Raw genomic sequence first — 19,259 nt, 5'->3', positions numbered from 1 at the left:
TCAAACTGCTCTGTGTCGTGCGTGGATGATTGTGATATCAGCTACTGAAGTCGATGAAGAAATACGTACGCGCGACACTGCCTACTTCGAACGTTCAAATCTCGTAGTAGGCAATCTCACGACAGTTACAGTTGGGGCAGTTGTCAACGCTTTCCCCAGACTTTTCGCCACAGTTTCGACACTCGTAGAGCTCCACTTTGGGAACTTTACGGAATGTTTTGAGCAACCCCATCGTTGTAACCCCATACGAACATCCGGGGTGTATCATAATCAATTCTGTTGGTAATTTGGCTGAAATTCGCGTCTCGATTCTTGTTTGTACAGAATTATCATCATCTGGTGTGTGATTTCTCTAGCCGGGAAACGGAACTGACTTCGCCCGCCTTTAAGCCCGTCCGCAGCGAGACGTGTGCTATGAAGCGGATTATCGAGACTGATGACGCCCCTGCTGCGGTCGGTGCGTATAGCCAAGCGACCAGTAACGGCGAACTACTGTTTACCGCCGGCCAGATCCCGCTGACGTCCGACGGGGAACTGCTCGACGACGAACCGATCGAAGCCCAGACCGAGCAGGCCCTCTACAACCTCGATTCCATCCTCGATGAAGCGGACGCCACGTCCGCAGATATCCTCAAGGTGACCGTCTTCCTCGAGGACATCGACGACTTCGAGGCGATGAACGAAGCCTACGCCGCTTACTTCGACGACGAGCCGCCGGCCAGAAGCGCCGTCGAGGTCGCTGCGCTGCCGAAGGGTGTTGGCGTCGAGATCGAGGCGGTTGCGAGCCTCGAGTGAGCGCCATGAGCGACTCGAGGGCGGTGATCCGGCCGTGAGCGGGTATCCATCCGGCAAGATGGGGCTCGATCCGCGCCTCATGTCGGCCCTGCTGTGGGGGCTCGTCGGCGTGCTCTCCGTGCTGGTGCTCGTCTTCGGCTACGCGCTGGCGCTCGAGCCGATCGTGTCGATCCCCGGCACGATCGCGATCGCGCTGGCGGTCGGCAGTAGTGTGAGTATCGGGGCGTACGCGCTCGAGCCACGACTCGCAGCGTGGGCGGCGGATCGCACGACTGAGTGACCGCATCTCGTAAGGGTTAAACGACGGACCCGGCTACCATCACGTGAGCCAGGATGGCCGAACGGTAAGGCGCACGCCTGGAAAGCGTGTTCCCTTTCGGGATTCAGGGTTCAAATCCCTGTCCTGGCGTTTTCTGTCGCGAACAAATCCGTGAGCGACAGGAACCCGACGAAGGGATTTGAATCAGAGAGGTCGCGCACAGCGAGCGAGCACGTCCGACCGTGGTTCAAATCCCTGTCCTGGCGTATACTGTCTCTGTAAGTCAGTGAGCGCAGTCGCTGCGCTGACGCGGCGACTGCGTGTAACCATTACAGTGGCAGTATATCTGTCGCGAACAAGCCCGTGAGCGACAGGAACCGAACGAGGGGATTTGAACACGCGAGTTGCACACGGTCGAACGAAGTGAGACCGACCGTCTCGCAACTGTTCAAATTTCTGTCCTGGCGTTCTATCGAGCCGACGACTCGTCTGCGGCGTCGCTGTGGCTCGAGCGGCTGTGTACTGGGTAGGGGTACGGAAGGAGGCTGGATTAGCGCGTGATCTCTGCGGGAGAGTCGGTTGCGATCCAGCAGTCGGGATCATCCGGATCTCGAAGCCGAAGACTGCCGCTTTGACACACCACCAGTTCGTATCGATCGTCCATGATGACCCCATCGCCAACTCGTGCGGGATCGGATATCGTAACGTGGCTCGTACCGGTCGATCGGCCAGGAGTAGGGACTCCATACCGTCCGAATACGCCGTCGCGAACCGACCGTCGTGATCCCGCGGCTGGTCCCGTTCGATCGCGGTGGCAGCGTTCCGATGGCCTCGGATCGCCCGACCGCCGCCGCTGGTGGCAGAATACCGGCGGTCAAAGGATAGTATAAAGGCCGGCGGGTTCATCGTGAGGGACATGACGACGACGCTCGGAACGGCGAGCGCGGGGCCCGGCGAGATGGATACGGGCCGTCTCGAGGTCGGCGAGACGCGGGACGGAAGTCCGTTCGGGCTCCCAGTCGCCGTGATCAACGGCGCAGCTCGCGGGAAGACCCTCTACATGCAGGCGGCGAGCGACGGCGACGAACTCAACGGCGTGGGCGTCCTCCAGCGCGTCGTGCCGCGGCTCGATCCCGCCGAGATCTCGGGGACGATCCTGATCGTCGGGATCGTCAACTACCACGCGTTTCAGGTCGCCGAACACCGAAACCCGATCGACGACACGAAGATGAACCGGGCCTATCCGGGCAACGAGAACGGTACCTCGAGCGAGCGGATCGCGGCCGCGACGTTCGACGCCGCGACTCGAGCCGATCTGGTCCTCGACCTCCACCAGGGCTCGACCAGCCGAATGCTAAACGAGGTCCGCGTCCGCTGTGGGACGCGCCACCGGCTCCACGACCAGTGTCTCGAACTTGCGAAGGCATTCGGCTGTGGCTACGTCCTCGACCAGAAGGGACCGGACGGCCAGTTGGCCCGCGCGGCCCCCGACGAGGGGATTCCGACCGTCGACCCCGAACTCGGCGGGGCCGTCGGCTGGGACGAGACGAGCATCCGGAAGGGCGTCGAGGGCGTCTGCAACGTCCTCCGGTACTACGGCTTCCTCGAGGGCGACCAGCGCCTCGAGACCCAGACCCGCGCCAGCGGCTTCGAACAGTATGGTGCGCCCGCGGGCGGGCTCGTAACGCTCGAGAAGGACCTCGGCGACCGGGTTCGACCCGGCGAGGTGTTGTTCGAGGTGACGACGCCCTTTGGCGAGTCAAAAGCAGAGGTGACCGCCGACAGCGACGGAATCTTCTGGCGGGCGCGGCGATTACCGCAGGTCGCGACCGGCGAGTACGTCTGCTCGGTCGGCACCGACATCGGGGAGTACTAAGATGGCCTCCGACCTCACCTGCCCCGAGTGCGGAACCGTCTACGAGGCCGGCTCCGACGAGCCGTGGCGCTGTGGCTGCGGCCACGCGCTCGAGTTCACCGAGCGGCCCCACCCGCAGGGCGATCCGCTTCCGCTGCACAGCCTCGACACGAGCGAGGGGCTGTGGACGTTCTTCGAGTTCCTCCCGATCGAACAGCACGTCACCTTCTACGAGGGCTTCACCCCGATGGTCGACGCTCCCGACTGGGACGCCGAGTTCAAACTCGAGTACGTCTTTCCGACGGGTTCGTTCAAGGACCGCGGCGCGACGACGACCCTCTCGCGAGCCGTCGAACTCGGCGTCGAGAAGGTCATCGAGGACTCCTCGGGCAACGCCGGCGCGTCGATCGCGACCTACGCCGCGCGGGCGGGGCTCGAGGCGGACATCTACGTCCCGGCCGACGTCAAGCAGTCGAAACTGATGACGATCCAGCGGGCCGACGCCCGTCCGGTTCGCATCGAAGGGTCCCGCACCGACGTAACGGCGGCTTGCCTCCAAGCGGTGGAAGGCGACTCGAGGGGAGACGAGACGACGGCCGGCGAGCGCGGCGCACCGTACCAGACCGGCGAGGGCTGGTACGCCAGCCACGCCTGGAATCCGGCCTTCTACGCCGGGACGATGACGTTCGCGTTCGAGGTGGCCGCCCAGCAGGGGTGGTCCGTCCCCGACGCCGTCGTCCTCCCGATCGGCCACGGGACGCTCTTCCTCGGCGCGTATCGGGGCTTCTCGCTGCTCAACGAGGCCGGAATCGTCGACGGAATGCCCCGGCTACTCGGCGCGCAGGCGGCCGGCTACGCCCCCATCGTCGCCGCGCTCGGCGGGGAGACGACCGACGAGGACGGCGAGGGGACGACCATCGCCGACGGCATTCAGATCAACGAACCCGCTCGCGGAACGGAGATCTTGCAGGCGATCGGCGAGACCGGCGGCGACGCGATCGCGGTCGGCGGCGACCCGATCGAGACCACGCTCGATCGCCTCCACCGAAACGGGTTCTACGTCGAGCCGACCTGTGCGGTCGCGCCGGCCGCCTTAGAGCAGTATCGCGAGCGCGGCGATATCGACGACGACGAGGACGTCGTCGTCCCGCTGACCGGCAGCGGACTGAAAACCCTTTGAACCACCGGCCCAAGAATCCGATAGATGGTCAGTCGACCGCCGACGTTCTGTCCTGATTGTGGCACGCACCTCGAGCAGACGACGATCGACGACCGCGAGCGGATGCGCTGTCCCGACTGTCGCGCCGTCGTCTGGCACAATCCGGTGCCCTGTGCCGGCGTCGCCGTAGTCGACCGCTCCGGCCGAGAACCGGCCGTCCTCTGTGTCGAACGCGGCGTCCCGCCGGGTGTCGGCGAGTGGACGATCCCCGGCGGCCACATCGAGACCGGCGAGGAGCCGCCCGAAGCGGCCGCCCGCGAACTCCGCGAGGAGACGGGCGTCGCCGTCGATCCGGCCGACCTCGAGATTCTGGCCGCGTCGGCGATACCCCCTCGAGGGGGCAAACACGTCGTGACGGTCCACTACGTGGCCGATCGGGCCGACGCGGCGGGCGAGCCGATCGCGGGGAGCGACGCGACGGCCGCTCGCTTCTGGACGCCCGACGAGTTCGACGCCTCCGGGGAGACGTTTCGCCCGGTCCACGAGGGGCGGTTTCGCGAGGCCGCGTCGCTGCTCGAGTGAGACGGAGAGACGCGGAGTCGTGCCGAGACGTGGAGTTGTATCGTGACGTGGAGTCGTGCCGAGACGTGGAGTCGTCGGTGCCGGTCGGAGATGTCGAGATGGCCGCGTATCGCACGGATCGCTCGAGTCCGGTCGAGCGGAACGAAGCCGCCTTGCTATCGTAGCCACACGGGATCTCCACGTCCTCCCCAGCCGATTTCTACTCACGGGGCGAAGCCCCGTTCGTATGGTTCGCGGGACCGACGGTCCCGCGCTAACGCTCGTTCCTCCGGTCACTCGCTCATCCCTCGCGCGAAGGTATCGGTCGCCCTCACTCTCGTTCGGTCGACCGACAGCACGCGCCACGGCACGTTGGTCGAACGAGCCGGTTGAAATGGGGCATAACTGAATATCGTGTTCAGTAGCGACGACGAACCCACTCATCCTCCTCGGTCCGGGTACCGCCTTCGAGACGGAACCCGACATTCCTTTACTCCGGCCCTGAATACGGGCGGGTATGTTCCTCTCCCTACGCGCGGAGGTCGAGGACGCCCTCGAGGGGGCGCTCTCCGCACTCGACTTTCCGACGGACGACCTCGGGATCGAAGAACCGCCGGACGGCGTCGACAGCGTGCTGGCCTCGAGCGTCGCTTTCCGACTCGCGAGCGAGGCGGGCGCGCCGCCGCCGCAGGTCGCCGGGCAGGTCGCCGACGAGATCGACGCTGACGACCTGACCTACGTCTCCGAGATTCGGGCGCAGGGCCCCTACCTCAACTTCCTGCCGAGTGACGCCTACTTCGCGGCGACGCTCGAGGAGGCGACCGACGACTCCTACGGCACCCTGCCGGATCGGGACACCAGCATCGTCGTCGAGCACACGAGCGCGAACCCGACGGGCCCGGTCCACGTCGGACGCGCGCGGAACCCGATCATCGGCGACGCGGTCGCGAACGTTCTCGCGTTCGCAGGCTACGATGTCGACCGCCACTACTACGTCAACGACGCCGGCCGGCAGATGGCCGTCTTCACCTGGGCCTACGAGACCTTCGACGAGGCGGATCTCGAGGAAGAACCCGAGCGCGACCGCATCGAGTACGACCTCGTGCGCTACTACCGCAAGGGGAACGCTGTCCTCGAGAACGCCCCCGAGGACGAGGTCGAGGCCGCCGAGGCCGAGATCGAGTCGATCATGCAGGGTCTCGAAGCCGGCGACGACGAGGCCTACGACCGAGTCAGCGAGGTCGTCGATCAGGTGCTCGGCGGGATGACCGAGTGTCTCGCGCGCCTGCCCGCCGAGTTCGACGAGTTCGTCAAGGAGACGCGGTTCATGCGCAACGGCGACACGGACGATCTCGTTTCCCGGCTCAAAGAACTCGATGAGGCCGTCTACGAGGAAGACGCCTGGCAACTCGAACTCGACGACCACGGAATCGACAAGAACCTCGTCTTCCTGCGCTCGGACGATACCTCACTGTATGCGACCCGCGATCTGGCCCACCACGAGTGGAAGTTCGACAACTACGACCGCGCGGTGACGGTGCTCGGCGAGGACCACAAGCTCCAGGCGAAGCAGGTCCGGGCGACGCTCGAACTGCTCGGCAACGACACCGAGGGCCTCCAACAGGTGCTCTACTCGTACGTCAATCTCCCCGAAGGGAAGATGAGCACGCGCCGGGGTACCGGCGTCGACCTCGACGACCTGCTCGACGAGGCGATCGATCGCGCGCGAGAGGAGGTTGAGGACCGACTGGACGACCGCATCCGCGACGACGATCTGGACGACGACGACATCGAGCGCATCGCCCACCAGGTCGGGATCGGCGCGGTCCGCTACGACATCGTCTCCAAGCAACCGACGAAGGCGATCACCTTCGAGTGGGACCGCGCGCTCGACTTCGAGGCCCAGTCCGCGCCCTACGTCCAGTACGTCCACGCGCGCTGCTGTGGCATTCTGGAAGAGGCGGGGGTCGACCCCGAAACCGGCATGGACGACATCGAGACGGCCGTCGACGCAGACCTGCTCGAGACCCAGGCCGAACGCGACCTCCTCGAGACGATCGCGCGGTTCCCGGCGGTCATAGAGGAGGCCGCGGACGACCTCGAACCCCACCAGGTCGCGACCTACACCCGCGAGTTCGCCGACCGGTTCAACGCCTTCTACCGGGAGTGTCCGGTGCTGGCCGACGACGTCGACCCCGACGTCCGCGAGGCGCGACTGGCGCTCGTCGCGGCCTCGAAACACGCGGTTGCGAACGCCCTGTCGATTCTGGGCGTGGCCGCGCCGCGCTCGATGTGAGCGGCCGACGGACCGGCCGTTCGCCGTGCGATTGACGGTACTCACCGTTCGTCACACCCGTTGCTCGCTAAAAGAACGACTGCTCCCTGTGCCGTCGAACACCGACGTTACTGGGTCTCGTCCGTCGTCTCGAGGACGCGATCGACGAAGGCGTCCTGACTCAGCTCGCCGTTCCTGTACTTGATCGCCCACTCGACGTCGACGTAGAACGACATCACCTTCGCGCCGTCTTTCTCGAGGATCCACGCGACGCTGTCGACCGCGGCCGCGAACGCATCGGGGTCGGTGATCGCGGCGCTCATATCCTCGCCCAGCGAGTCCAGTTCCGCGAACAGCGTGTCGGGGTCGGTGGTGGTCGTCGTGGCGACGACATTGACCGTTTTGCCGTCCTTGTTCATGTCCTCGATGGACACTTTCTCGCTGTCGATTTTCAGCTTGTCTCGATCGAGACCGGGAATCTCCGCTTTGTCGTCGGAGCCGTCGCTCTCGCCGTTGCCGTCGCCGTTGAGCGAGTCGTCGGAATCGTCGTCGTTCGAATCCGTGTCGTCGCCGGTCTCGTCGCTCGAGCAACCGGCGAGGACGGTTGCGATCGCTGCGCCACTGCCGAGGAGGATCTTTCGTCGCTCCATGGGCGAGCCATCGAGAACCGCCATGATTAGTAATCAGTTCGTTACCGTTTCTGCCCGAAACGGCGGTGAATTCAGGATGTAAGCAGTCACAACCGCGTGCCGGAAACGACCGACAAACCGTTTCGGACCGAGCACTCACCTGCGCGAACCGAACGGTACTGTACGCGTGACGGTCATCGGCGAGTGAACGTATGCGTTCGGTGGTAATCACTGCATTCGAACGGTCCGAGAGCGAGAAACGATGTGTCCGTGGGAGAAAGCACCTCTTACCGACCGCGTACGAGGTTTTCGATGCCGAGTCGGGCGAACGGCCGTTCAGCCGTCCGTTTCGGCTTCCGTAATCGCGCTCGAGACGTCGTCGTGTGCGGCCTCGCGTCCGTCGGCGGTTCCGCTTTCCTCGTCCGTCGCGTCGGCGGACTGGGTTCGCGTGGCGTTGCGGGCTTTGATCTCCTCGCTCGTGCCGCCGTCGCCGGCAGTCGGCGACCCGACGTCGACGCCGGTCAGGTCGCTGGCCAGTCGGCGGTACGCGAGAGCGGCGGGTCCCCTGGGTTCGAAGACGACCAGCGGAGTCCCGGCGTAGACACTCTCTCGCGCGGTGGGATCTTCCGGAATCGTCCCGAGCAGGGCCACCTCGAGGCGGTCGGCGATCTCCTCGGGCGAGACATCGCCGTCGGGACGGGTTCGGGTGAGGACGATGCCGGCGATCTCGCCGCCGGCGCGGTCGGTCAACTCGATCGTCTTCCGCGTGTCGTGGACGGCTGCGGGTTCGGGCGTCGAGACCAGAACGACGGCGTCGGCCAGCCCCAGCGGGAGGACGGTCTCGTGGCTGATCCCCGCGCCGACATCGAGAAAGACGTAGTCGAACTGTGAGCGAAGCTCCGCGACGACCTCGCGGAGCCCCTCGGGAGAGGTTTCGGCGTACTCGTCGAGGCTGGTCCCGCTCGGGACCGCGACGATGTTGTCCGCCAGTCGGTAGGTGGCGTCGTCGATCGATGCGTCGCCGGCTAATACGTCGTACAGGGTGGTCGAGTCGGGAGAGAGGCTGACGAACCCGGCGAGGTTCGCCATACCGAGGTCGGCGTCGACGATGGCGACGCGTTCCCCGGCCTCCGCGAGGGCCGTGCCGAGGTTTACCGTCGTCGTCGTCTTTCCGACGCCGCCTTTCCCGCTCGCTATGGCGTAGACCGTCTCGTGAGACATACTCGGGTACTGTCCGGACAGTAGAACGGCATCACCTTAAATCGTGACCACGCTTCCCGAGTCGTTGTGTGCAGCCAACACATCGTGCTGATCGCCCCCGTAGCTACGATGCACACGGGTTACACCGGCAATCACTGCCACGTCGGCAGGTGTGTCAAAGGATTCTTACCCACAGCCCCGTTTTTTACGGCTAATGAGCCAGGAGGGCGAGCAGGAGCAATCCGACCGGAAAAAGTACGAGTTCCGGAAGGTGATCGAGGATCTCAAGGATTACGACGGCTCCGGGACCCAACTCGTGACGATCTACGTTCCCGACGACCGTCAGATCAGTGACGTCGTCCAGCACGTCACCCAGGAACACAGCGAGGCGGCCAACATCAAGTCCAAGCAGACCCGGACGGCCGTCCAGGACGCGCTGACGAGCATCAAGGATCGACTGCGCTACTACGATACCTATCCGCCGGACAACGGCATCGTGCTGTTCTCCGGTGCCGTCGACTCCGGCGGCGGCCGCACCGACATGGTCACGAAGGTCTTGGAGAGTCCGCCACAACCGATCGAATCCTTCCGGTATCACTGCGACTCCGACTTCTTGACCGAGCCCTTAGAGGAGATGCTCGCCGATAAGGGCCTCTACGGCCTGATCGTCTTGGACCGCCGCGAGGCCAACGTCGGCTGGCTGAAGGGCAAACGCATCGAACCGGTCAAGTCCGCCTCCTCGCTCGTCCCCGGCAAGCAGCGCAAAGGTGGCCAGTCCGCCCAACGATTCGCCCGCCTGCGCCTCGAGGCCATCGACAACTTCTATCAGGAGGTTGCGGGAATGGCAAACGACCTGTTCGTCCCGAAGCGCCACGAACTCGACGGTATCCTCGTCGGCGGTCCCTCGCCGACCAAAGACGAGTTCTTGGACGGCGACTACCTCCATCACGAGATTCAGGACAACGTCATCGGGAAATTCGACGTGGCCTACACCGACGAGTCCGGCCTGAAAGATCTGGTCGACAACGCCGAAGACGCGCTGGCCGACGCCGAGGTGATGAAGGACAAGAAGGTGATGGAGGAGTTCTTCAAGGAACTCAACGCGGGCGATAAGGCCACGTACGGCTTCGAGCAGACCCGCCGGAATCTCATGATGGGCGCGGTCGACCGCCTACTGATCAGCGAGGACCTCCGGAAGGACGTCATCACCTACGACTGTCCCGAATGCGGTACCACCGAGCGCGAGGTCGTCGACCGCCGCAAGTCGACGCCGACTCACACCTGCACCGAGTGCGACACCGAGGTCGAAGCGACCGAGGAGGACCGCGAGGACGCCATCGACCACCTCATCGAGATCGCCGAACAGCGCGGCACCGAGACGAAATTCATCTCGACGGACTTCGAGAAGGGCGAACAGCTCCTCAACGCATTCGGCGGTTTCGCCGGTATTCTGCGGTACTCGACCGGGGTCTAAACGGGGTCATTTCGGCGCTCGAGGTTCAGGGCGATCCGTTACCCGTACGTCCTTCTCCGACCGAAACTGCGTAGACGATCCAGAGGAGAACCGGCCCTAAAATCGGGAGGAAGACCGAAAGGGCGAGCATTACGCCGGTCCATGTCTGTGGACTGGAGACCTCGTCTGCCTTCGTTCGTCGATACATCGCCCCTGTCGGAATCCCAAAAACCGCGGCCGCCGCCAGAACCGTAATTGCGATTTCTTCCACTCGCATTCCGCCGACGAAACCGACCGTGACGACCGTCGCCAGTTCACCTCTCTCCATTCCTATCGGTTGAAAGTCTATCATCTGACCATTTGGACGATTCTATTTCGACGCATCCATCTGATAAATAATCGGGGGTCCTCGAATCTGTCCCGAGCCACGTCGGCTCAGACGGTTCGATCCCGGCGGGGACGAAATCCAAGAAGATTAACGCCTCGTCGGTGAACCGTCTGCTATGACTCTCTCGAGCCGACGTGTGCTCGTCACCGGCGGAGCCGGCTTCATCGGATCGCACCTCACCGAGCGCCTGCTCGCCGACGGCGCGGACGTCCTCGCCGTCGACGACCTTTCGAACGGCGACCGCGACCGCGTTCCCGACGACGCCGACTTCCTCGAGGCCGACCTCACCGACCCAGACGCCCTCGACGGCCGCCTCGACGGCGTTGATCTCGTCTTCCACCTCGCGGCCTCGAAACACGTCGACACGGACCGCCCCCACGGCCAGTTCGACGACAACACGCGGATGACCCGCACCATCCTCGAGGCGATGGCCGACGCGGACGTCACCGAGATCGCCTACACCTCCACCTCGACGGTCTACGGCGAGGCCCCGCGGCCGACGCCCGAGGATTACGCGCCCCTCGAGCCGATCAGCGCCTACGGGGCGAGCAAACTGGCCGACGAGGGGCTGCTCTCCGCGCGGGCCCACAGCCACGACCTGACCGTCTGGAACTTCCGCTTCGCGAACGTCGTGGGGCCGCGCCTGCGCGGCGCGGTGATTCCCGACTTCATCGAGAAGTTGCTGGACGATCCCGAAACGCTGACGATTCTCGGTGACGGCCGTCAGGAGAAGTCCTACCTCCACGTCGAGGACTGTCTCGACGCCATGTTCCACGTCGTCGAGCACGCCGACGATGCCATGAACACGTACAATCTCGGGACGCGCACGACGACGTCGGTCGACCGGATCGCGGCCATCGTCGCCGAGGAACTCGGCGTCGACCCCGCCCGGGAGTACACCGGCGGCGAACGGGGCTGGACCGGCGACGTGCCGAAGATGCGCCTCTCGATCGAGAAGCTCTCGGCGCTGGGCTGGGAGCCGCGCCTCTCGAGCGACGAAGCGGTTCGTCGCGCGACGCGCGAACTCGTCGACGAACTCCGCTGAACGGCGCGGACCGACGCGTCGGCTGGGGAAATCCGCTCGAGAACGACCGTCGAGCCCGCCCGCCGGCGTTTTAGGTGGGCTTAAATATCTGGGCGCCAAGGACCTGGACGTGAACGACGGGGGTGTGCAGTCGGGCTCACGGGACGGCAGCATCGAGCCCGACGGTGGGGAGACCGAGAGCGAATCGACGAGCCGCGGGCTCGCCACCGTTCTGACTCGCCGCCGATTGACGGTCGCCGGGACGCTCCTCGTACTGCTCGGACTGGCCGTCGCCCTCCGGGAACTCGATATCGGGACCGTGGTCGCCCAAGTCTCGAGCGCCGATCCTCGATTACTTGGGGCCGCGGTCGCCGTCTACGCGGTCTCGTGGCCGCTTCGGGGCCGCCGGTACCGCGACGTGCTGGCCGCGATGGACCACCGCAGCGACACCCTCGTGGCCACGGCGGCTGTTTTTGTCAGTCAGACGGCGAACCTCGCGATTCCGGCGCGGGCCGGCGACGCGGCGCGCGCCCACGTGATGCGAACTCGCCGGAACGTTCCCTATGCTGCGGGCTTCGCGTCGCTGGCCGTCGAGCGCGTGTTCGACCTGGCGACCATCGCCGTCTTGGCGGGGCTCGCGACCGCGTGGCTCGCGCTGGGAGGCGCGGCAGGCCCGCTCGAGGCCGCCTTTTCGAGCGACGGTGCGCGAACCGCTGCGCTGGCCGCAGCGGCCGTGAGCGCGACGACTGCGGGTGTCGGCCTCGCGGTCGTCACCTCGGCGCGGGCGAATCACGGACTCGGCGCGCGGCTTCGGTCGCGAGTCGCGGGCCGACCGCGGCTCGAGGGAGCGCTCGAGGCCGGCCTCCGTTTCGCGGGCGACGTACAGACGGTCGCGCGCCGACCGCGGGCGCTCGGACGGATCGGGGTCGGCAGTCTGCTGGTGTGGTCGCTCGACGTACTCACCGCGGTCCTCGTTCTCGCGGCGCTGGGAAGTGGGCTCGCGTTCGCCACCCTGGTGACGGTCGGGACGCTGGCGGTCAGCGTCGGCAACCTCGCGAAGGTCCTGCCGCTCTCGCAGGGCGGCGTCGGGCTCTACGAGGCCGCCTTCACCGCGCTGATCGTCGGACTCACTCCTATCGGCGCGAGCACCGCATTGGCGGCCGCTATCGTCGATCACGCGCTGAAAAACGGCGTCACGCTGGTCGGCGGTGCCGGCGCCGTCGCCGCGCTCGGGGTCTCGCTTTCGGATGCCACCGGGTCGACGCCCGAGACGACGCGGGAAACCGGTAGTGTTTTAGGTGAGCCTAAAAGATAGCGAGGCAATGAGTCAGGACATCTGTGTAATCGTGCCGACGATCAGGGAATACGAGTGTATGCGCTCGTACTTCGGGAACGCACGCGAGCACGGTTTCGACCTCGAGCGACTCCACGTCGTGCTCGTCACCGAGGACTTCTGTGAGACCGACGAGATGGAAGCGATGCTCGAGGACGAAGGCGTCTCGGGCGAGGTCTTCGACGGTAGCCGCCGCGAGGAGTGGTACGCCGCCCACGACGTGGCGGAGTACGGTCACGTCGTCCCGGCGGCGAGCCATGCCGAGACGAGCTTCGGGCTGCTCTACATGTGGGCCCACGACGAGTTCGACTACGGCTTCTTCATCGACGACGATACACTGCCACATCCCGACGAGGACTTCTTCGGCACGCACATGGAGAATCTCGCGTTCGAGGGCGAGATCGAGTCCGTTTCGTCCGACGAGCAGTGGGTCAACGTGCTCTACCAGAACGCCGACGAACACGGCCTCTACCCGCGGGGCTACCCCTACTCGGCGATGGGAGAGACCGTCGGAACCGGGACGACCGAGGTCGACGAGGGGAGCGTCGTCGCCTCGCAGGGGCTGTGGACGAACGTCCCCGACTTAGACGCCGTCCGCATCCTGATGGACGGCGACTTGGAGGGGCAGGCCCAGACCCGCACGACCGAGGACGATTTCGGCGAGGACTTCGTCGCGGCGCGGAGCAACTACCTCACCGTCTGCTCGATGAACCTCGCCTTCCGACGCGAGGTGATCCCCGCGTTCTACCAGCTCCCGATGGACGACAACGAGTGGGACGTCGGCCGGTTCGACGACATCTGGTCGGGCGTCTTCCTCAAACGAGCCTGTGACGTGCTCGGTAAACGGATCTACAACGGCGCGCCGCTGTGTGAGCACAACAAGGCCCCGCGCAGCACCTTCGACGACCTCAACAACGAGGTGCCCGGCCTCGAACTCAACGAGCACCTCTGGCGCGTGATCGACGATTCGGGTTCGGACGCCGACTCTTACGCCGCGGTCTTCGCGGCGATGGCCGACGAACTCGCCGAGGGCGACTGGTCGGACTACAACAACGGCGCGTTCTTCAACCACGTCGGCGAGCACATGCGCGACTGGCTCGAGTGTCTGGCGGAACTCCGCCCTCAGGCCGGCCTCGAGGCCGAACGGGGTCGGATCACCGCCGACGACTGAATCGTTAGCTATAAGGTTTTAGGTGGGCCTAAACCGCGTATGGACGAAAACAGGGACTTTCGGGGATTGTCTCGGCGACGAGCACTGCAGGTGGGCTCCACGTTCGGTCTCGCGTCGGTCGCTGGCTGCCTCGGATTTTTCAACGACAACGAACAGAATGCAGAAATCCCGTCGCTCGCCGAGTTCCGCGGCTCCGGCTCGCTGGTCGAAGGACGGACAGCACCGGGGGGGACCTCCATCGAGGACCTCCCGAACCTCTCGGGCGATCTCGCGCTGTATATCGGCGGCGGTGAGGGTGGGATCTACTACCAGTTCGTCGAGATGCTCGAGCGGATCTATCCCGATTTCGAGGTCCACGCGAGCGACAACAGCTCGGCGGCGCTGGCCCAGACCATCGTCGAAGAGGTCGACGCCGGCGCGGCTCAGGCGGACGTGTTCTGGTCGATCGACGCCAGTTCGCTGGGATTCGTCGCGGACAACGACGCGTACGAACCGCTGTCGGACGCGGCGGTCGAGCCCGTCGCCAACAGTCAGTACGTCGGTGACGACAATGCGTGGGCCGGCGTCGCCGGCCGTGCGCGTGCCGTCCCGTACAACACCGACGAACTGAGCGCGTCGGACATCCCGAGCACCGTTCAGGAGTTCCCCGACACCGGGGCGCTGCAGGGAACGATGGGGTGGGCACCGACCTACGGCGCGTTCAAATCGTTCGTCACGGCCATGCGGCTGCTCGAGGGCGAGGAGGCGACCCGAAACTGGTTGGTCTCCATGCGCGAAGCCGGTACCGAGCGGTACGGGAACGAGTTCGCCGTCTCGCAGGCCGTCGCCGACGGTGCCCTGACGGCCGGCTTCGCCAACCACTACTACGCGATGCGGGTCAAAAACGGGCGGCCGGACGCGCCGATCGATCTGGCCTTTACGAGCGGCGATGCCGGTGCGCTGATTAACGTCGCCGGTGCGCTGAAGGTCAAAGGCACCCAGCGGGGCGACCTCGTCGACGACTTCGTCCGCCACCTCCTCTCCGCGGAGGCCCAGGAGTTCTTCGCGACGCAGAGTTTCGCCTACCCGATGATCGAGGGCGTCGCCCCGGTTGGTGGCCTGCCAACGGTCGACGAACTGAGCCCGCCGGACATCGATCTCTCGAAGCTCTCGAACCTCGAGCCGACCCTCGAGCTGATGGACGAGGCCGGCGTCTCGGGATGAGCATTCGAGAGCAGGTCGCTCGCACGCTCGCGCGAGGGGCGGACGGAGACGACTCCGCCGCCGACGTCGGGCTCACCCTGCTCGCCGCGGCCATCGCGGCCGTACTCGTCCTCCCGCTCGTCTGGCTGGCCGTCGACGCAGCCGGGCTCGGCGTGCGTGCGCTCGAACTCGCCGTCGCCCCACAGACGCTCGAGGTGCTGGTCCGGAGCGTCGCCCTGGTCGCGGTGGTCACCGGCGCGAGCATCCTGCTCGGCGTCCCGCTGGCGCTGTTGACGGTTCAGGGCGGGATTCCGTTTCCACGCTTCTGGACCGTCCTCGCCGCGTTGCCGCTTGCGGTTCCCAGCTACCTCGGTGCCTTCGCGTTCGTCTCCGCGTTCGGCCCGCGCGGCGAACTCGCCGACCTTCTCGCGCCGCTGGGCGTCGAGTCCATCCCGTCGGTCTACGGGTTCGCCGGGGCCGCGTTCGTGCTGACGCTGTATACGTATCCGTACGTGTTTCTGACGACGCGCGCATCGCTGCTCTCGCTCGACGGCTCGCTCGTGGAGGCGGCGCGGACGCTCAACGCGGGTCGGTGGGAGGCGTTTCGCCGGATCACGCTCCCGCAGATCCTGCCGGGGATCACCGCCGGAGCGTTGCTCGTGGCGCTGTACGCGCTTGCGGACTTCGGCACACCGAATATCATGCGCGTCGAGGTGTTCACGCAGTTCATTTACGCCCGATACAACGCGTTCGCCCGCGATTACGCCGCGTTGCTGTCGTTGCAGTTGCTGACCGTGACGGCGGTTATCCTCGCCCTCGAGTCCCGCATCGGCGTCGACGAGTCGGGGGCCTACGAGAGCGGCGGTCACCGCGACAGCGCCGACCTCGAACTCGGCCGCTGGCGGTATGCGGCGCTGGTATTGCCGACCGCCGTCGCCCTGCTGGCGATCGCACTCCCGATCGGTATCTTCGCGATGTGGCTGACGGCGGGCGGCCCCGGCTACGAGGGCGGCCAGCTCACGTTCGAGTGGGAGTACGGCTTCAACTCGGCGTACGTCGCCTTACTGGCCGCCGCCGCGTCGATCCTCGTGGCGCTGCCGATCGCGATCGCGTCGGCGACCTCGAGTTCGCGGCTGGCGGCGCTGGCCGATCGCGCACCTTACGTCGGCTATGCGACGCCGGGAATCGTCCTCGCGATCGCGTTGCTCAGCTTCACCCTCGACGTGTTGCCGTCGGTCTACAAGACCATCCCGTTGCTGGTGTTCGCCTACGTCGTCCGATTCATGCCCCAGGCGATCGGCTCGATCCGAACCTCGACGCTGCAGGTGGATCGGGAACTCGTCGAGGCGTCTCGCACGCTGGGCCGGTCGCGGTTGGCCACCTTCCGAAAGGTGACGCTACCGCTGATTCTGCCGGGCGTGGCGGCCGGGGCCGCGCTCGTCTTCCTCACGACGATGAAGGAACTGCCGGCGACCCTGATGTTGCGCCCGCTCGGGTTCGACACGCTGGTGACCTACATTTGGAGCGTCGAGGAAGCTGGCATGTACGGACAGGCGGCGGTCCCGGCGCTCGTCCTGATCGGGATCTCCGGGCTGTCGATGGCCGTGATACTCGTCCAGGAGGGACGGTGATCCGAACGTGACAGGCAGCGGTTCCACCCCACTGGCCGACCGATGAGACGCCGAACGTGGCGGGCGGCGGTCGCCGTCGTGGCCCTCGCCGGTGCGGTCGCCGTCTGGCTGCTCGCGACGCACCTCTTTCACTACAATTCGCTTAACCACGACGAGGGCGTCTACCTCCAGCAGGCGGCGATGCTGCTGGACGGGCAACTGTTCGTCCGGCCGCCCGTCGAGGATGTCTTCCGGCCGTGGTTCTTCGTCGAGGACGGCGACCGCCTCTATCCGAAGTACGCGCCCGTTCCGGCGGCGATCTTCGCGCTCGGCGAAGTGGCGGGCGGCTATCGGCTTGCGCTGCCGGGAATCGCCGCCGCGATACTCGCGCTCGTCGCGCTGGTCGTCCGCGAGGCCTTCGACCGTCGGACCGGCCTCGCGGCCGCCGTGATCGTGCTCTGTTCGCCCCTGTTTCTCATCGAGTCGGCCGTCTTCCTGCCCTACGCGCCGACGACGATGCTGAATCTGGCCTTCGCCTACGGCTACCTTCGGGCCGACCGAACGGGAGAGCTGCGCGTCGCGGGGGCGGCCGGCGCGGCGATCGGACTGGCCTTCTTCTCGCGGCCCTACACCGCGGTGCTGTTCGCCGCGCCGTTTATCGTCCACGCGTGCTGGACCCTCTATCGCGAGCGGCGGCGAGCGCTTCCCAGACAGACCGCGACGGCGGCGCTCGGGCTCGTCGGCGTCTCGCTCGCGATGGCGTACAACGCCGTCGTGACCGGCTCGGCGCTGGTGTTCCCCTACGAGGCGTTCGCCCCGCTGGACGGACTCGGCTTCGGACACCGGGAACTCCTCGCCCACGATGTCGACTACACCGTCGAACTGGCGCTGCGATCGAACGCGCTGGTGCTGGAAACGTTCGTGACGGGGTGGATCGCGGGCGGCGTCCTCGGCGCGGCCGTGGCCGCAGTCGGGTTCGGCGTCGCCGTCCAGCGCGGACTCTCGCCCCGTCAGGCGATTGTGGCCGGCCAGATCGCCACCATCGCCGTCGGCAACGTCTACTTCTGGGGGAACTACAACCTCCTCGGCGATCTCGAGCGGGCCGGCGACGGGCTGATCGCCACCCACGGGCCGTACTACCACTTCGATCTCCTGGTGCCGTTCGCGGCCTTCGCCGCCGTCGGCGCGCTCGCGCTGGCGGCTGCCGGCAAACGGGCGGCCGACCGGAACCTCTCGCGGGAGGCCGCACGGGCGACGCTCGTCGCCGCGTTGCTCGTGAGCGCGCTCGCGGTCGGCGGCGTGACGGCGACGAATTTCGACGAGCGACTCGACCGAAACGCGGCGGCGACCGAGACCTACGAGCGGGTCTACGGGCCCCTCGAGGATCCACCCGCCGAGCCGGCCGTCGTCTTCCTCCCGACGCCGTACGGCGATTGGCTCGCACATCCGTTTCAGGCGTTTCGGAACGACCCGGACTTCGACGGACCGACGGTGTACGCCATGGACGAGCGCCCCTTTGCCGTCGTCGACGCGTATCCCGACCGCTCGTTCTACCGGTTCGCCTACCGGGGCGCGTGGGCACCCCACGCTGAGTCGCCGCGGGCCGCACGACTCCAGCGAGTCACGCACGTCGCCGGCTCCGCGGTCGAACTGAACGCCACCGTCGGCGTTCCGGCGGCGGCCGACGGCGCCACCGCGACGGTTACGACCGACGAGGCCAGCGCGACCTACGTCGCGGAAAACGCCTCGGGCGAGACGGCCGTTCGGCTGACCGTCGCCGACGGGGCCGTGCGCCTCCACGGGGCGGCGTGGAACGACACCGACTCGCTTCCCGTCGATGACCGGGACGACGTGGTCGTGACCGTGTTCGTCGACCGCGGGCCCGGAGGCAGTTTCAGCTACCGGCTCGAGTTCCCCACTACGACCGATGGCGAGACCGTCCGTGCGCTGACGCCCCGCGTCGAGCGCTGCAGCGGGATCCGCGACTGCGGCGGCGCGGCGGCGTACGTCCCCGGTCGTGCACCCAGCGGCGTCTCGGTCCGGACGCACCTCGAGGCCGTCGACGGGACCGATCGATCTTGACTTCCTCTGCCAGTCGCGAGGGGGCACGGCGCTACCGGGCGAGACTGACCGACATACGACTCAACGTCGAGACCACCTTCGGCGAGCGGCCGGTGTACGAGACGGAGGTCCCCTCGATCGACGGCGTGACGGAACGCGCAGAAGCCACATAGTGGGTCTCCCGCGAACTGCAGCGTCTCTGCCGGGAGAACGTCCGAACCAGGTCTCCGACTTCTACCTGCATGAGCAACATTTCCGGCGACGACAGGTCTGGCGAGACGGCGACTACTGGCGGCCGATCGCG

At 66.2% G+C, this 19,259-nt stretch carries 16 protein-coding genes and 1 tRNA gene; 14 read left to right on the top strand and 3 right to left on the bottom strand.

From position 1 onward, the window contains the following. Window positions 1-414: 414 nt before the first annotated feature. From NKH51_RS11340 to argS, 7 genes are all read left to right on the top strand, one after another. On the top strand, window positions 415-795 hold the full coding sequence (locus NKH51_RS11340) for a Rid family detoxifying hydrolase (protein ID WP_254761790.1): 381 nt from the start codon (window positions 415-417) through the stop codon (window positions 793-795). Between the two features lie 34 nt (window positions 796-829). Then, window positions 830-1,075 carry a DUF7981 family protein gene (locus NKH51_RS11335; protein WP_425606670.1) on the top strand — a complete coding sequence of 82 codons (246 nt, stop codon included), beginning with the start codon at window positions 830-832 and terminating at the stop codon, window positions 1,073-1,075. Between the two features lie 47 nt (window positions 1,076-1,122). Continuing rightward, window positions 1,123-1,204, top strand: a tRNA-Ser gene (locus tag NKH51_RS11330). 766 nt (window positions 1,205-1,970) lie between these two features. Continuing rightward, window positions 1,971-2,930 (top strand): succinylglutamate desuccinylase/aspartoacylase family protein, encoded by a 960-nt coding sequence (locus NKH51_RS11325; protein WP_254761789.1) that lies wholly within the window; start codon window positions 1,971-1,973, stop codon window positions 2,928-2,930. Window position 2,931: 1 nt separating this feature from the next. After that, window positions 2,932-4,089 (top strand): pyridoxal-phosphate dependent enzyme, encoded by a 1,158-nt coding sequence (locus NKH51_RS11320; protein WP_254761788.1) that lies wholly within the window; start codon window positions 2,932-2,934, stop codon window positions 4,087-4,089. Window positions 4,090-4,113: 24 nt separating this feature from the next. Then, on the top strand, window positions 4,114-4,650 hold the full coding sequence (locus NKH51_RS11315) for an NUDIX domain-containing protein (RefSeq protein WP_254761787.1): 537 nt from the start codon (window positions 4,114-4,116) through the stop codon (window positions 4,648-4,650). 496 nt (window positions 4,651-5,146) lie between these two features. After that, window positions 5,147-6,925: an arginine--tRNA ligase gene (gene argS / locus NKH51_RS11310; protein ID WP_254761786.1), complete on the top strand. Its 1,779-nt coding sequence runs from the start codon at window positions 5,147-5,149 to the stop codon at window positions 6,923-6,925. 107 nt (window positions 6,926-7,032) lie between these two features. On the opposite strand, the gene NKH51_RS11305 is transcribed toward argS, so the two are convergent. Together NKH51_RS11305 and minD are read right to left on the bottom strand one after the other, a co-directional pair. Further along, window positions 7,033-7,554 (bottom strand): DUF8159 domain-containing protein, encoded by a 522-nt coding sequence (locus tag NKH51_RS11305; protein WP_254761785.1) that lies wholly within the window; start codon window positions 7,552-7,554, stop codon window positions 7,033-7,035. 315 nt (window positions 7,555-7,869) lie between these two features. Beyond that, window positions 7,870-8,754, bottom strand: a complete 885-nt coding sequence (gene minD, locus NKH51_RS11300) for a cell division ATPase MinD (RefSeq protein ID WP_254761784.1) — start codon at window positions 8,752-8,754, stop codon at window positions 7,870-7,872. A 193-nt stretch (window positions 8,755-8,947) separates the two neighbouring features. Between minD and prf1 the strand changes: the two genes are divergently transcribed. Further along, window positions 8,948-10,207, top strand: coding sequence for a peptide chain release factor aRF-1 (gene prf1, locus NKH51_RS11295; RefSeq protein ID WP_254761783.1), 1,260 nt, complete (start codon window positions 8,948-8,950; stop codon window positions 10,205-10,207). A 25-nt stretch (window positions 10,208-10,232) separates the two neighbouring features. On the opposite strand, the gene NKH51_RS11290 is transcribed toward prf1, so the two are convergent. Then, a complete protein-coding gene (locus tag NKH51_RS11290) occupies window positions 10,233-10,538 on the bottom strand; it encodes a hypothetical protein (protein ID WP_254761782.1) in 306 nt (101 codons plus the stop codon). A 151-nt stretch (window positions 10,539-10,689) separates the two neighbouring features. Here NKH51_RS11290 and NKH51_RS11285 point away from each other — a divergent pair, with 151 nt between their 5' ends. The 6 genes from NKH51_RS11285 (at window position 10,690) to NKH51_RS11260 (ending at window position 18,976) form a co-directional block, all read left to right on the top strand. After that, window positions 10,690-11,619: an NAD-dependent epimerase/dehydratase family protein gene (locus tag NKH51_RS11285; protein ID WP_254761781.1), complete on the top strand. Its 930-nt coding sequence runs from the start codon at window positions 10,690-10,692 to the stop codon at window positions 11,617-11,619. A 109-nt stretch (window positions 11,620-11,728) separates the two neighbouring features. Then, window positions 11,729-12,913 (top strand): lysylphosphatidylglycerol synthase transmembrane domain-containing protein, encoded by a 1,185-nt coding sequence (locus NKH51_RS11280; protein WP_425606669.1) that lies wholly within the window; start codon window positions 11,729-11,731, stop codon window positions 12,911-12,913. A 7-nt stretch (window positions 12,914-12,920) separates the two neighbouring features. Then, on the top strand, window positions 12,921-14,102 hold the full coding sequence (locus tag NKH51_RS11275) for an alpha-1 4-glucan-protein synthase (protein ID WP_254761780.1): 1,182 nt from the start codon (window positions 12,921-12,923) through the stop codon (window positions 14,100-14,102). A gap of 39 nt (window positions 14,103-14,141) precedes the next feature. After that, complete coding sequence (locus NKH51_RS11270; RefSeq protein ID WP_254761779.1) at window positions 14,142-15,305, top strand: extracellular solute-binding protein; 1,164 nt, start codon at window positions 14,142-14,144, stop codon at window positions 15,303-15,305. Further along, a complete protein-coding gene (locus NKH51_RS11265; protein ID WP_254761778.1) occupies window positions 15,302-16,915 on the top strand; it encodes an ABC transporter permease in 1,614 nt (537 codons plus the stop codon). The genes NKH51_RS11270 and NKH51_RS11265 overlap by 4 nt, the downstream gene beginning before the upstream one ends. Before the next feature lie 42 nt (window positions 16,916-16,957). After that, window positions 16,958-18,976: a DUF7846 domain-containing protein gene (locus NKH51_RS11260; protein ID WP_254761777.1), complete on the top strand. Its 2,019-nt coding sequence runs from the start codon at window positions 16,958-16,960 to the stop codon at window positions 18,974-18,976. The last annotated feature ends 283 nt before the right edge of the window (window positions 18,977-19,259 follow it).

The organism is Natrinema marinum, assembly GCF_024296685.1.
Taxonomy (GTDB): domain Archaea; phylum Halobacteriota; class Halobacteria; order Halobacteriales; family Natrialbaceae; genus Natrinema; species Natrinema marinum.
This window is presented reverse-complemented; position numbering and strand designations above follow the sequence as displayed.

What these genes read in the sequence shown, in the direction of transcription:
- NKH51_RS11340 (WP_254761790.1), top strand. Translation starts at nt 415, where the DNA reads ATGAAGCGGATTATCGAGACTGATGACGCCCCTGCTGCGGTCGGTGCG.
- NKH51_RS11315 (WP_254761787.1), top strand. Translation starts at nt 4,114, where the DNA reads ATGGTCAGTCGACCGCCGACGTTCTGTCCTGATTGTGGCACGCACCTC.
- NKH51_RS11265 (WP_254761778.1), top strand. Translation starts at nt 15,302, where the DNA reads ATGAGCATTCGAGAGCAGGTCGCTCGCACGCTCGCGCGAGGGGCGGAC.
- prf1 (WP_254761783.1), top strand. Translation starts at nt 8,948, where the DNA reads ATGAGCCAGGAGGGCGAGCAGGAGCAATCCGACCGGAAAAAGTACGAG.
- NKH51_RS11285 (WP_254761781.1), top strand. Translation starts at nt 10,690, where the DNA reads ATGACTCTCTCGAGCCGACGTGTGCTCGTCACCGGCGGAGCCGGCTTC.
- NKH51_RS11325 (WP_254761789.1), top strand. Translation starts at nt 1,971, where the DNA reads ATGACGACGACGCTCGGAACGGCGAGCGCGGGGCCCGGCGAGATGGAT.
- NKH51_RS11275 (WP_254761780.1), top strand. Translation starts at nt 12,921, where the DNA reads ATGAGTCAGGACATCTGTGTAATCGTGCCGACGATCAGGGAATACGAG.
- argS (WP_254761786.1), top strand. Translation starts at nt 5,147, where the DNA reads ATGTTCCTCTCCCTACGCGCGGAGGTCGAGGACGCCCTCGAGGGGGCG.
- NKH51_RS11260 (WP_254761777.1), top strand. Translation starts at nt 16,958, where the DNA reads ATGAGACGCCGAACGTGGCGGGCGGCGGTCGCCGTCGTGGCCCTCGCC.
- minD (WP_254761784.1), bottom strand. Translation starts at nt 8,754, where the DNA reads ATGTCTCACGAGACGGTCTACGCCATAGCGAGCGGGAAAGGCGGCGTC.
- NKH51_RS11320 (WP_254761788.1), top strand. Translation starts at nt 2,932, where the DNA reads ATGGCCTCCGACCTCACCTGCCCCGAGTGCGGAACCGTCTACGAGGCC.
- NKH51_RS11305 (WP_254761785.1), bottom strand. Translation starts at nt 7,554, where the DNA reads ATGGAGCGACGAAAGATCCTCCTCGGCAGTGGCGCAGCGATCGCAACC.
- NKH51_RS11270 (WP_254761779.1), top strand. Translation starts at nt 14,142, where the DNA reads ATGGACGAAAACAGGGACTTTCGGGGATTGTCTCGGCGACGAGCACTG.
- NKH51_RS11290 (WP_254761782.1), bottom strand. Translation starts at nt 10,538, where the DNA reads ATGATAGACTTTCAACCGATAGGAATGGAGAGAGGTGAACTGGCGACG.